Here is a 13493-nt window from a genome sequence, read left to right as displayed (position 1 = left end):
CTGCCGTGAGCTTTACCCCCGCCAACCGTTTGTTTCCTGCAACCCGCCTGCGTCGCAATCGCCGTGATGATTTTTCGCGTCGACTGGTCCGTGAAAACGTTCTGACCGTCGATGACCTGATCCTGCCGGTGTTCGTGCTGGACGGTGAAAACCGTCGCGAAGCGGTGGCGTCGATGCCGGGCGTCGAGCGCCTGACCATCGATCTGTTGCTCGAAGAAGCGGCTAAGTGGGTCGAACTGGGGATTCCGGCGCTGGCGTTGTTCCCGGTCACGCCGCCGGAGCTCAAGTCCCTGGACGCCGCCGAAGCCTGGAACCCCAATGGTATTGCCCAGCGCGCGACCCGCGCCCTGCGTGCGCAATTCCCGGAACTGGGGGTGATCACTGACGTCGCTCTGGACCCGTTCACTACCCACGGCCAGGACGGCATCCTCGACGAAGAAGGCTACGTGCAGAACGACATTACCGTCGACGCACTGGTCAAGCAGGCACTGTCTCACGCTGAGGCCGGTGCTCAGGTGGTGGCCCCGTCGGACATGATGGACGGTCGCATCCAGGCTATCCGCGAAGCGCTGGAGCTGGCCGATCACGTGAATGTGCGGATCATGGCTTACTCGGCCAAGTACGCGAGCGCCTATTACGGCCCGTTCCGCGACGCAGTAGGTTCGGCGCTGAACCTGGGCAAGGCCAACAAGGCCTCCTATCAGATGGACCCGGCCAACAGCAACGAAGCCCTGCACGAAGTGGCGGCGGACTTGTCAGAAGGCGCGGACATGGTCATGGTCAAGCCAGGCATGCCGTATCTGGACATCCTTTACCGGGTCAAAGAAGAATTTAAAGTGCCGACCTTTGTTTATCAGGTCAGCGGTGAATACGCCATGCACATGGCGGCCATCCAGAATGGCTGGTTGAGTGAAGGGGTTATTCTCGAATCCCTGACCGCTTTTAAACGTGCAGGGGCTGATGGCATCCTGACTTACTTTGCCGTGCGCGCCGCTCAATTGTTACGAGAGCAGAAATAGCCCTCCCAGGAACATTCCATGAATACCGAAGGACTTACTGAAGTTGCCGTAAAAGAGGCTCAACCCGTGGTCGAGCAAATCGCCGAGACCCCGCCGGAGCTGGAGCCTGCTCCACCCGCGGCGGTGACCGAACCCGCGACCGCGGCACCGGCGATTGCGATTCCCGGCCTGGATGACAGCAGCCTGTATATCCATCGCGAGCTCTCGCAACTGCAGTTCAACATCCGCGTGCTGGAACAGGCGCTGGATGAGTCCTACCCGTTGCTGGAGCGGCTGAAGTTTCTGTTGATCTTCTCCAGCAACCTGGACGAGTTCTTCGAGATTCGCGTGGCCGGGCTGAAGAAGCAGATCACCTTCGCCCGTGAACAGGCCGGCGCCGATGGCCTGCAACCGCATCAGGCTCTGGCCCGCATCAGCGAACTGGTGCACGGTCATGTCGACCGCCAATACGCGATTCTCAACGACATTCTGTTGCCGGAACTGGAAAAACATCAGGTCCGCTTCATCCGTCGGCGTCACTGGACCACCAAGATCAAAACCTGGGTGCGTCGCTATTTCCGCGACGAGATCGCGCCGATCATTACCCCGATCGGCCTCGACCCGACGCACCCGTTCCCGTTGCTGGTGAACAAGAGTCTGAACTTCATCGTCGAGCTCGAAGGTATCGACGCCTTCGGTCGCGATTCCGGCCTGGCGATCATCCCGGCGCCACGTTTGCTGCCGCGCGTGATCAAGTTGCCGGAAGAAGTGGGCGGCGCGGGCGACAACTATGTGTTCCTGTCGTCGATGATCCACGCGCACGCCGATGACCTGTTCCAAGGCATGAAGGTCAAGGGCTGCTACCAGTTCCGCCTGACCCGAAACGCCGACCTCGCGGTCGATACCGAAGACGTGGAAGACTTGGCCCGCGCCTTGCGCGGCGAGTTGTTCTCCCGTCGCTACGGTGACGCGGTGCGCCTGGAAGTGGCCGATACGTGCCCGAAACACTTGTCCGACTATTTGCTCAAGCAGTTCAACCTGCACGAGACCGAGCTGTATCAGGTCAACGGTCCGGTCAACCTGACCCGCTTGTTCAGCATTACCGGCCTGGACAGTCAGCGCGCGTTGCAATACATGCCGTTCACGCCGCAGATCCCGAAACTGCTTCAGAACAGCGAGAACATCTTCAGCGTGATCAGCAAGCAGGACATCCTGCTGCTGCACCCGTTCGAGTCGTTTACCCCGGTAGTCGACCTGTTGCGCCAGGCCGCGAAGGACCCGCATGTCTTGGCGGTCCGCCAGACGCTGTACCGCTCCGGCGCCAACTCGGAAATCGTCGATGCGCTGGTGGATGCGGCGCGTAACGGCAAGGAGGTCACCGCGGTGATCGAATTGCGTGCGCGCTTCGATGAAGAGTCCAACCTGCAACTGGCCAGCCGTCTGCAAGCGGCCGGTGCGGTGGTGATTTACGGCGTGGTCGGTTTCAAGACCCACGCCAAGATGATGCTGATTCTGCGTCGCGAAGCCGGCGAGATCGTGCGTTACGCCCACTTGGGTACCGGCAACTACCACGCGGCCAACGCCCGTCTTTACACCGACTACAGCTTGCTGACCTCGGACGACGCCTTGTGCGAAGACGTCGGCAAACTGTTCAGCCAGCTGATCGGCATGGGTAAAACCCTACGCATGAAGAAGCTGCTGCATGCGCCGTTCACGTTGAAGAAGGGCATGCTGGACATGATTGCCCGCGAAACCCAGTTCGCCCTCGACGGCAAACCGGCCCACATCATCGCCAAGTTCAACTCGCTGACCGATCCGAAGATCATCCGTGCGCTGTACAAGGCCAGCCAGTCCGGGGTACGTATCGATCTGGTGGTGCGCGGCATGTGCTGCCTGCGGCCGGGCATCGCCGGGGTTTCGCACAACATTCACGTGCGTTCGATCATCGGGCGTTTCCTGGAGCACACCCGGGTTTTCTACTTCCTCAATGGCGGCGAAGAGCAGATGTTCCTGTCCAGTGCCGACTGGATGGAGCGCAACCTCGACAAGCGCGTCGAGACTTGCTTCCCGGTGGAAGGCAAGAAGCTGATCATGCGGGTCAAGAAAGAGCTGGAGCTTTATCTAACCGATAACACCCACAGCTGGAGCCTGCAGGCGGATGGTCGCTACATCCGCAACACCCCGACCGGCAACCAGAACCCGCGCAGCGCGCAGGCGACCTTGCTGGAGCGGTTGGGCAGCCCGATTCTGGCCGTGCGTTAACCCACACGCTGCATAAAAAAAGGCGATCCCTGCGGATCGCCATTTTTGTTTGTGGCTACTTAACTGTGGTGAGGGGATTTATCCCCGTTGGGCTGCGAAGCGGCCCCGAAAACTGCCACCTCAGTGCATCAGGCAGACCGCATCCACTGACTTCACGACTGCTTCGCAGCCGAACGGGGATAAATCCCCTTGCCACAGCAATCTCCTCACACAACGTTGGGTTTAGCGAACGTTCAGGGTGAAGCTGACCCGGGTCAGCCATTCCGCTTCGAGGGCGAAGTCAGCCTGGGTCAGTTGGTTTTCGTCCAGCCAGTTTTCCGGGAACAACACATCGAGGCTGTCGCGGCTGGCGTGCAGTACCACCTGCGGCATTTCCTGGGTGCCTCGGATGTGATGGAACAGGATCGCAAAGCGCAGCAGCACGCACAGGCGAATCAGCTTGATACCGTCATCGCCGAAATCGGCAAACCGGTCCTTGGGAATATTGCGCCGGTGACCGCGCACCAGTAGCGCGAGCATCAGTTGGTCTTCGCGGGAGAACCCGGCCAGGTCCGAGTGCTCGATCAGGTAGGCGCCGTGCTTGTGGTACTGATAGTGAGCGATGTCCAGGCCCACTTCATGGACCTTGGCGGCCCAGCCGAGCAATTCGCGCCAGACGCCGTCGTCCAGATCCCAATCCTTGGCCACTTGATCGAAGGCATGCAGGGCTTTGCGTTCGACGCGCGCGGCTTGTTCCAGATCGACGTGGTAACGCTCCATCAGCGAGCTGAGGGTGCGCTCACGGACGTCTTCATGATGATGACGGCCCAGCAGGTCATAGAGCACGCCTTCGCGCAGGGCGCCTTCACAGTGGTCCATGCGTTGCAGTTCGAGGGCGTCGAAGATCGCTTCGAGAATCGCCAGGCCCGCCGGGAAGATTGCGCGGCGGTCGGGCTTGATGCCTTCGAAGTCGATTTTCTCGACGTCGCCCAGCTTCATCAGTTTGCGCTTGAGCCAGGCCAGGCCTTCGGCGTTGACCTCGCCCGTGCCATGACCGCCGGCCTTCAAGGCCAAGCCGATCGCACGGATGGTGCCCGAGGAGCCGATGGCTTCATCCCAGGTCAGGCGGTGCAGGGCGTGTTCGATGCTCATGATCTCCAGCCGCGCTGCGGTGTACGCCTGGGCGTAGCGGGCCGGGGTGATCTTGCCGTCCTTGAAATAACGCTGGGTATAACTGACGCAGCCCATTTGCAGGCTTTCGCGCAGCAGCGGTTCGAAGCGCTGGCCGATGATGAATTCGGTACTGCCGCCGCCGATGTCGGCCACCAGGCGTTTGCCCGGGGTGTCGGCGAGGGTGTGGGAGACGCCAAGGTAGATCAGGCGTGCTTCTTCACGACCGGAGATGACTTCCACCGAGTGGCCGAGGATCTCTTCGGCGCGGCGGATGAATTCGCCGCGGTTGCGGGCTTCACGCAGGGCGTTGGTGCCGACGATCCGCACGGCACCCGGCGGCATACCGTTGATCAGTTGGGCAAAACGCTTCAGGCAATCAAGCCCGCGCTGCATCGATTCTTCGTTGAGCTGACGCTCTTCGTCGATGCCGGCGGCCAGCTGAACCTTCTCCCCGAGGCGCTCGAGAATACGGATTTCGCCGTTCTGGGCCTTGGCCACGACCATGTGAAAGCTGTTGGAGCCCAGGTCGATTGCGGCGATCAGGGACAGATTCTTGGCTTGGGATTGCGGCATGGTCATGGGGTCTCGGTCGATAACCTCGACATCGTGCCACGATCAAAGGCTGGCGCCAACGCGCAGCGTTCAAAGCCTTGATCCAGAGCACGGACGGCATGAGTTCCTGTGGCGAGGGAGCAAGCTCCCTCGCCACAAAAGGGTTAGCCCGCCGCTTCAACTGTGCCGATGAAATTCGCCAGCTCCGCCGTCTGCGGATTTGCAAACAAAATCTTCGGATCCCCGACCTCATGCACCTTGCCCTGATGCATGAACACCAGCTTATCCCCCACCTCCCGGGCAAAACGCATTTCATGGGTGACCATGATCAGCGTCATCCCTTCCTTGGCCAGTTGCCGGACCACGCTCAGCACTTCATTGACCAATTCCGGGTCCAGCGCTGACGTGATTTCGTCGCAGAGCAAGACTTTGGGAGACATTGCCAACGCCCGGGCAATCGCCACGCGCTGTTGCTGTCCGCCCGACAGTCGGTCCGGGAAGGCATCAAACTTCTCGCCCAGCCCGACCCGCTCCAGCATCTCCCGTGCCAGCTCGACCGCTTTAGCCTTCGGTACTTTCTGCACCACTTGCGGCGCGAGCATCACGTTTTCGCCCACGGTCAGGTGCGGGAACAGGTTGAACTGCTGAAACACCATCCCGACTTTCTGCCGCAAGCTGCGCAAATCGGCGCGTGCGGCGTCAAGGTATTCGCCGTCGACCTCGATCACGCCGTCGTTGATCGATTCCAGGCCATTGAGGGTGCGCAGCAACGTAGATTTGCCCGAGCCGCTGCGGCCGATGATCGCCACCACCTGGCCTTCCTCGACACTGAGGTCGATACCTTTGAGCACATGGTGGTCGCCGTAATATTTATGCAGGGCGGAAATTCTAAGCAGAGGCATGCAGTCTCCTTTCCAGATAGCGCGCACTGAGGGACAAGGGGTAGCAAAGCAGGAAGTAACCGAGGGCCACGAGGCCGTAGACCAAGAACGGTTCGAACGTCGCGTTGGCGAGCATGCCGCCAGTCTTGGTTAGTTCGGTGAAGCCGATGATCGAGGTCACGGCGGTGCCTTTGACCACTTGCACCGAGAAGCCCACGGTGGGCGCCACGGCGATCCGCAGCGCTTGCGGCAGAATCACGTAGCGCAGTTGCTCCAGCGGGTTGAGCGCCAGGCTCGACGAGGCTTCCCACTGGCCGTTGGGAATCGAGTCGACGCAGCCGCGCCAGATCTCCGCCAGATAGGCGCTGGTGAACAGCGTCAGGGCCAGCGCCGCCGCCATCCACGGCGAAATCTCCACACCGGCCAGCGCCACGCCGAAGAACACCAGGAACAGCTGCATCAACAAAGGCGTGCCCTGGAACAACTCGATGTAGGTGCGGGCAACGTTGCTCGGCAAGGGCTTTTTCGAGATGCGCATGACCATGATCAGCAAGCCGATCAACCCGCCGCCGATAAACGCCACCAATGACAGTGCCACGGTCCATTGCAGGCCGGTGAGCAGGTTGCGTACGACGTCCCAGAACGTGAAATCGCTCATTGGCTGCTCCTCGATATATAGCGACGGCCGATCCAGTTCAGCAGTTGGCGGATCAGCAGCGCCATGCACAGGTACAGCAGCGTGGTCAGGGCATAGGTTTCAAAGGCGCGGAAGTTGCGCGACTGAATGAAGTTGGCGGCGAAGCTCAATTCTTCGGTGGCGATTTGCGAACAGACCGCCGAGCCGAGCATGACGATGATGATCTGGCTGCTCAGGGCCGGCCAGACTTTGCCCAGCGCCGGCAGCAGAATCACGTGGCGGAACGCTTCGAATCGGCTCATCGCCAGGGCTGCAGCAGCTTCCAGCTGTCCTCGGGGGATCGCCTGGATGCCGGCGCGAATGATTTCGGTCGAGTAGGCGCCGAGGTTGATCACCATCGCCAGCACCGCCGCCTGCCATTCGGAAATCTGCACGCCCAGCGATGGCAAGCCGAAGAAGATAAAAAACAGCTGCACCAGGAACGGCGTATTGCGGATCAACTCGACGTAGACCCCGAAGATCGCCGAGAACGGGCGAATGTTCCACGCCCGCACCAGCGCCCCGACAATGCCCAACCCCACACCCAACACCGCGCCGATGGCCGTCAGTTCAAGGGTGAACAACGCGCCGCGCAGCAGCAGGTCGGTGTTTTGCACCACCGGCAGAAAGTCGAATTGATAGGCCATATCTAATCTCCCGAGCGACGATCAGAGGTCGGCCGGCAATGGCTCTTTCAGCCAGGTCTGGGAGTTTTTCTCCAGTGCACCGTCGGTTTTGGCGGTGGCGAGGATCTGATTGACCTTGCCCAGCAGTGCCGGCTCGTTCTTGTTCACGCCGACATAGACCGGCGAGTCCTTGAGCTTCACTTTCAACGCTGGAATGCGTTTCGGGTTCTTCTCGCTGATCGCGACCATCACCACGTTGCCGCTGGCGATCAAGTCAACCTGGCCGGCGATGTAGGCGGCGATAGTCGAGTTGTTGTCTTCGAAGCGTTTGATGGTCACGCCTTCGGGAGCGACTTTGGTCAGCTCGATGTCTTCGATGGCGCCTCGGGTGACACTGACGGTCTTGCCCTTGAGGTCGTCCAGGCTTTTGATGTCGGCGTCTGGCGGGCCGAACACGGCGAGGTAGAAAGGCGCATAGGCGCTTGAGAAGTCGATGACTTTCTCGCGCTCGGGGTTTTTGCCCAGGCTGGAGATCACCAGGTCGACCTTGCCGGTGGTCAGGAACGGGATGCGGTTGGTGCTGTTGACCGGGGTCAGTTCAAGTTTGACCTTGAGTTGCTCGGCCAGCAGTTTGGCGGTGTCGATGTCGAGGCCGCGCGGTTTCATGTCCGGGCCGACCGAGCCGAACGGTGGAAAGTCCTGAGGCACGGCCACCTTGAGGACGCCGCGTTTGACCACATCCTCCAGGCCGTCGGCGTGAGCGGGTGCCTGGCTCAACATCAGGCTGGCAAACAGGGCAGTGAGAAGGGCGCTGTAACGCAGGGTCATGGCGAATCTCCGGATCGGCGAGGAATGAATTCTGCGGATCGACAGAGCACGGGCCATGCCAAGAAGCGGTTTTGGGTACCGCAGGCCGCGGTTTTACTGGATTCGTTCGGTCTTACTGGTCTGAACAGTGAAAGGGCATTTCGCACCCTCATGGCGCATCCGTGAAACGTGCCGAACCCCCATGGGGCACGACTTGCCGAGGGCGGCGAATAGCTTTACAACTAGCCGCTCATTGTCCTGGTTCGTCTGAAAAAACCATGAATTCGATTTCCCGAGCCGTACCTGAAGTGGCGCTGCAAGCCATCCGTAAACTGATCACCGAGCAGGGTTTCGCGCCGGGTGATGCGTTGCCTTCGCAGCGGGATCTGGCGGTGCAATTGGGGGTCAGTCGGGCGTCCCTGCGTGAGGCGCTGTCGTCGTTGAGTGCGCTGGGCGTGATCAGTATCCAGCCGGGCAAGGGCGTTTTTGTGCAGTCGCCGGTGGATTTTCCGCGCGGCGATGCGGCGCTGAGCTGGCCATTCGCGGCCCAGGCATCGCCGTTGGACATCTTCCAGTTGCGCTATGCCCTGGAGGGTTTTGCCGCCGGTTTGGCGGCGGTAACCCTGAGCACTCACGAACTCGATACGCTGGAAGATAACGTGGCCGCCATGCGCAACGAATTGAAGGTCGGTGACTTCGAGGCGGCGGCGCGACTGGATTTCGATTTTCACCGGCGCATCCTGCTGGCCAGCGGTAATCAGGCGATGCTGAGCATTCTCACGGCCAGCGCCGACATTTTTCTGGAGAGCCAGAAGCTACCGTTCATCCGGGCCGAGCGCGCCATGGAAACCTGGCAGGAACACCGCAAAATCCTCCGCGCGCTGGCCCGGCGCTCGTCCGGCGCAGCGCAGAAAGCCATGCAGGAACATGTGCGCAATGCCGCCCTGCGCACCGGAATTGCCTTCGTCGCTCCCGCCACACCGTGACTTGAGCTATACCCAAACTCATGCCGCACCATAGCGAGACTCAATCAACTGCACCTTCCTGAACGAGGGAAGGGCGGCTATGATGGGCCACGTTTTTTTGCTTACAACCTGGAGACTTCCATGAGCAGCGATCTTATCAAACACGTCACCGACGCTAGCTTCGAGGCTGACGTACTCAAGGCCGAAGGCGCTGTACTGGTCGACTACTGGGCAGAATGGTGCGGCCCTTGCAAGATGATCGCTCCTGTCCTGGACGAAATTGCTGAAACCTACAAAGGCAAGTTGACCATTGCCAAGCTGAACATCGACGAGAATCAGGAAACCCCGGCCAAGCATGGCGTGCGTGGTATCCCGACTCTGATGCTGTTCAAGAACGGCAACGTTGAAGCGACTAAGGTCGGCGCACTGTCGAAGTCGCAACTGGCTGCCTTCCTCGACGCCAACATTTAAGCGTTGTTATAAAGCGTCATGAAAAGGCCCCGCATATTGCGGGGCCTTTTCGTTATTGAGGGCTAGACGCTCCGAAACTCAGGTGGTACATTCGGCCCCGCACTGGTTTCTCCATTGCCCCCTGCTAGCCGTCGCCGACGCACTCCTTTTCGAATAAGTACGCGATCCTGTCGCCTTCTCTGCGGCGCGGCCTCATTAAGCCAAAAGCTTAATTTCCCCCCCTCCATAAATGATTACGTCATTCCTATATGAATCTGACTGAACTCAAGCAAAAGCCGATTACCGAACTGCTCGAATTGGCCGAACAGATGGGCATAGAAAATATGGCCCGTTCGCGCAAGCAGGACGTGATTTTCTCCCTGCTCAAAAAGCACGCTAAAAGCGGCGAGGAAATCTCCGGTGATGGCGTGCTGGAGATTCTCCAGGACGGCTTCGGCTTCCTGCGCTCCGCTGACGCTTCCTATCTCGCCGGCCCAGACGATATCTATGTCTCGCCGAGCCAGATCCGTCGCTTCAACTTGCGCACCGGTGACACCATCGTTGGCAAGATCCGCCCTCCCAAGGAAGGCGAGCGTTATTTCGCGCTGCTCAAGGTCGACACGATCAACTACGATCGTCCCGAGAACGCGAAAAACAAGATTCTCTTCGAGAACCTGACCCCGCTGTTCCCGACCGTGCGCATGAAGATGGAAGCCGGCAACGGTTCCACCGAAGACTTGACCGGTCGTGTCATCGACCTGTGCGCTCCGATCGGCAAAGGCCAGCGCGGTCTGATCGTTGCACCGCCGAAAGCCGGTAAAACCATCATGCTGCAGAACATCGCGGCAAACATCGCACGTAACAATCCTGAAGTTCATCTGATCGTATTGCTGATCGACGAACGTCCGGAAGAAGTAACCGAAATGCAGCGCACCGTGCGCGGCGAAGTGGTTGCCTCGACGTTCGACGAGCCGCCAACCCGCCACGTGCAGGTTGCCGAGATGGTGATCGAGAAGGCCAAGCGCCTGGTCGAACACAAGAAAGACGTGGTGATCCTGCTTGACTCCATCACCCGTCTGGCTCGCGCCTACAACACCGTGATCCCGAGCTCCGGCAAAGTACTCACCGGTGGTGTCGATGCCCACGCCCTGGAGAAACCGAAACGTTTCTTCGGCGCCGCGCGGAACATCGAAGAAGGCGGTTCGCTGACCATCATCGCCACCGCGCTGGTTGAAACCGGCTCGAAGATGGACGAAGTGATCTACGAAGAATTCAAAGGCACTGGCAACATGGAACTGCCTCTGGATCGTCGTATCGCTGAAAAACGCGTCTTCCCGGCCATCAACATCAACCGTTCCGGCACCCGCCGCGAAGAGTTGCTGACGGCCGACGACGAGTTGCAGCGCATGTGGATCCTGCGCAAGCTGCTGCATCCGATGGATGAAATCGCTGCCATCGAGTTCCTGGTCGACAAGCTGAAAACGACCAAGACCAACGATGAGTTCTTCCTGTCGATGAAACGCAAGTAAGTCGAACGGGCCAAAAAGCCGGGGAAACCCGGCTTTTTGCTATCTGATTTTTGAAGAACCGGTAGTTCGTGGTTCTGAATAGAGGGGTTCGGCGCTAAACTGCCACCCCCGAACGGCACGGCCAACACGAGGCTCACGCATGCAGTATCGCGACTTGCGCGACTTTATCAGCGGCCTGGAAAAGCGCGGCGAACTCAAGCGCATCCAGGTTCCGGTGTCCCCAGTGCTCGAAATGACCGAGGTCTGCGACCGCACCCTGCGTGCCAAAGGTCCGGCTCTTCTTTTCGAAAAACCCACGGGTTATGACATCCCGGTGCTCGGCAACCTGTTTGGCACCCCTGAGCGCGTAGCGCTGGGCATGGGCGCAGAAGCGGTCAGCGAATTGCGCGAGATCGGCAAGCTGCTGGCCTTCCTCAAAGAGCCCGAGCCACCGAAGGGCTTGAAAGACGCCTGGTCCAAGCTGCCGATCTTCCGCAAGATCATCGCGATGGCGCCGAAAGTCGTCAAAGACGCGGTGTGCCAGGAAGTGGTCATTGAAGGCGACGACGTCGACCTGGCGATGCTGCCGGTGCAGACCTGCTGGCCAGGCGACGTCGGCCCGCTGATCACCTGGGGCCTGACCGTCACCAAAGGTCCGAACAAGGACCGCCAGAACCTCGGCATCTACCGTCAGCAAGTGATTGGCCGCAACAAGGTCATCATGCGCTGGCTGAGCCACCGTGGCGGCGCACTGGATTATCGCGAGTGGTGCGAAAAACATCCCGGCCAGCCGTTCCCGGTCTCCGTGGCGCTGGGCGCTGACCCGGCGACCATCCTTGGCGCCGTCACGCCGGTACCAGACAGCCTCTCCGAATACGCCTTCGCCGGTCTGCTGCGCGGCAACCGTACCGAGCTGGTGAAATGCCGTGGCAACGACCTGCAAGTGCCGGCCACCGCCGAGATCATCCTTGAAGGCGTGATCCATCCGGGCGAAATGGCCGACGAAGGCCCCTACGGCGACCACACCGGTTACTACAACGAAGTCGACAGCTTCCCGGTGTTCACCGTCGAGCGCATCACCCACCGGATCAAACCGATCTACCACAGCACCTACACCGGCCGTCCGCCGGATGAGCCGGCGATTCTCGGCGTGGCGCTGAATGAAGTGTTCGTGCCGATCCTGCAGAAGCAGTTCCCGGAAATCACCGACTTCTACCTGCCGCCGGAAGGTTGTTCGTACCGCATGGCCATCGTGACCATGAAGAAGTCGTATCCGGGTCACGCGAAGCGGGTAATGCTGGGTGTCTGGTCGTTTTTGCGACAGTTCATGTACACCAAGTTCGTTATCGTCTGTGATGACGATATCAACGCACGCGACTGGAACGACGTGATCTGGGCCATCACCACGCGCATGGACCCCAAGCGTGACACGGTGATGATCGACAACACGCCGATCGACTACCTCGACTTCGCCTCGCCGGTCTCTGGACTGGGCTCGAAGATGGGGCTCGATGCCACGCATAAATGGCCGGGCGAAACCACTCGCGAGTGGGGCCGGGTGATCGTCAAGGACGACGCCGTGACCCAACGGATCGATGCCATCTGGAATCAGTTAGGAATAGATTGATGCGTGTAACCTTGCAGCCCTCCGGAGCAGTGCTAGAGATTCTGCCCGGCGAGCGGATTCTCGATGGCGCGCGGCGTCTGGGCTATGAATGCCCGCAAAGCTGCCGCAACGGCAATTGCCACGTGTGCGCGGCGTTGCTGGTGGAAGGCCGGGTCCAACAGGACGGCGGTGTGCGTGACCATGGCGAGTTCTACACTTGCATAGCAGAGCCGCTGGAAGACTGCATCGTGCTGTGGGATGGCGTGCTCGCGCTGGGAGAATTGCCGGTGCGCAGCTTGTCGTGTCAGGTCATTGAATGCAGGGACGTCGGCGGAGATACCTTTCGCGTGCATCTGCGGGCGCCAGCCGGCAAGCCGCCGCGTTATCACGCGGGTCAGTATTTGATGATCGAGCGCGAGAACGGCGAGAAATCCGCATTCTCCCTGGCCTCGGCGCCGCATGCCGGGCGCGACCTGGAAATCCATGTGCTGGCGCGCGAAAGCAGTGCGCTGAACCTGATCGAACAACTGCAACGCAATCCGATGGTGCGCATCGAGATGCCGTTCGGCGATACCCATCTGGCGGAACTGCCGGACGGTCCGCTGGTGCTGATTGCCGCCGGCACCGGAATGGGCCAGATCCACAGCCTGATCGAACATTGTCGGGCCGCAGGTTTCAAGCATCCGGTGCATCTGTATTGGGGTGTGCGTCGGCCGGAAGACTTTTATGAAATCGAGCATTGGGATGAGTGGCTGAAGCTGCCCAATCTGTTCCTGCATAAAGTCGTCAGCGATCAATGCGGCTGGCAGGGGCGTTGCGGCATGTTGCATGAGGCGGTGTGTGAGGACTTCCCTGATCTGAAAGCGCTGCACGTGTATGCCAGCGGCTCACCGGCCATGGTCTACGGCACGCTGGATGCTTTGGTCGACGCGGGGATGGATGCTCATCAGATGCGTGCGGATGTCTTTGCCTACGCGCCGCGATCTTGATCCGCGATCTTGATCCGCGAT

The 13493-nt window shown here is 60.1% G+C and carries 12 protein-coding genes; 7 read left to right on the top strand and 5 right to left on the bottom strand.

Going from position 1 to position 13493, the window contains the following annotated elements; genetic code table 11:
* Positions 1 to 5 precede the first annotated feature (5 nt).
* Positions 6 to 1019, top strand: coding sequence for a porphobilinogen synthase (gene hemB / locus ACA075_RS29235; protein ID WP_008150323.1), 1014 nt, complete (start codon positions 6 to 8; stop codon positions 1017 to 1019).
* An 18-nt stretch (positions 1020 to 1037) separates the two neighbouring features.
* Positions 1038 to 3260: a polyphosphate kinase 1 gene (gene ppk1 / locus ACA075_RS29230; RefSeq protein WP_497296580.1), complete on the top strand. Its 2223-nt coding sequence runs from the start codon at positions 1038 to 1040 to the stop codon at positions 3258 to 3260.
* A gap of 222 nt (positions 3261 to 3482) precedes the next feature.
* On the opposite strand, the gene ppx is transcribed toward ppk1, so the two are convergent.
* From ppx to ACA075_RS29205, 5 genes are all read right to left on the bottom strand, one after another.
* Positions 3483 to 4985, bottom strand: coding sequence for an exopolyphosphatase (gene ppx, locus ACA075_RS29225; RefSeq protein WP_497299350.1), 1503 nt, complete (start codon positions 4983 to 4985; stop codon positions 3483 to 3485).
* 143 nt (positions 4986 to 5128) lie between these two features.
* Entirely contained in the window at positions 5129 to 5866 is a 738-nt protein-coding gene (locus tag ACA075_RS29220) for an amino acid ABC transporter ATP-binding protein (RefSeq protein WP_497296579.1), read from the bottom strand.
* Positions 5853 to 6503, bottom strand: coding sequence for an amino acid ABC transporter permease (locus ACA075_RS29215; RefSeq protein WP_497296578.1), 651 nt, complete (start codon positions 6501 to 6503; stop codon positions 5853 to 5855). Before ACA075_RS29215 ends, ACA075_RS29220 begins: the two co-directional genes overlap by 14 nt.
* Positions 6500 to 7168: an amino acid ABC transporter permease gene (locus tag ACA075_RS29210; RefSeq protein ID WP_497296577.1), complete on the bottom strand. Its 669-nt coding sequence runs from the start codon at positions 7166 to 7168 to the stop codon at positions 6500 to 6502. Before ACA075_RS29210 ends, ACA075_RS29215 begins: the two co-directional genes overlap by 4 nt.
* Before the next feature lie 21 nt (positions 7169 to 7189).
* Positions 7190 to 7975 carry a transporter substrate-binding domain-containing protein gene (locus ACA075_RS29205; protein ID WP_219094972.1) on the bottom strand — a complete coding sequence of 262 codons (786 nt, stop codon included), beginning with the start codon at positions 7973 to 7975 and terminating at the stop codon, positions 7190 to 7192.
* 257 nt (positions 7976 to 8232) lie between these two features.
* Between ACA075_RS29205 and ACA075_RS29200 the strand changes: the two genes are divergently transcribed.
* The 5 genes from ACA075_RS29200 (at position 8233) to ACA075_RS29180 (ending at position 13472) form a co-directional block, all read left to right on the top strand.
* A complete protein-coding gene (locus ACA075_RS29200; protein WP_497296576.1) occupies positions 8233 to 8940 on the top strand; it encodes a FadR/GntR family transcriptional regulator in 708 nt (235 codons plus the stop codon).
* A gap of 120 nt (positions 8941 to 9060) precedes the next feature.
* The gene (trxA, locus tag ACA075_RS29195; RefSeq protein WP_003438289.1) at positions 9061 to 9390 is read left to right on the top strand and encodes a thioredoxin TrxA; all 330 of its coding nucleotides are present in this window, start codon (positions 9061 to 9063) and stop codon (positions 9388 to 9390) included.
* A gap of 248 nt (positions 9391 to 9638) precedes the next feature.
* On the top strand, positions 9639 to 10898 hold the full coding sequence (rho, locus tag ACA075_RS29190; RefSeq protein ID WP_007942421.1) for a transcription termination factor Rho: 1260 nt from the start codon (positions 9639 to 9641) through the stop codon (positions 10896 to 10898).
* Positions 10899 to 11037: 139 nt separating this feature from the next.
* Complete coding sequence (gene ubiD, locus ACA075_RS29185; protein WP_219094975.1) at positions 11038 to 12504, top strand: 4-hydroxy-3-polyprenylbenzoate decarboxylase; 1467 nt, start codon at positions 11038 to 11040, stop codon at positions 12502 to 12504.
* Positions 12504 to 13472, top strand: a complete 969-nt coding sequence (locus ACA075_RS29180) for a CDP-6-deoxy-delta-3,4-glucoseen reductase (protein ID WP_497296575.1) — start codon at positions 12504 to 12506, stop codon at positions 13470 to 13472. Before ubiD ends, ACA075_RS29180 begins: the two co-directional genes overlap by 1 nt.
* The last annotated feature ends 21 nt before the right edge of the window (positions 13473 to 13493 follow it).

The organism is Pseudomonas sp. LBUM1663 (assembly GCF_059695905.1).
This window is presented reverse-complemented; position numbering and strand designations above follow the sequence as displayed.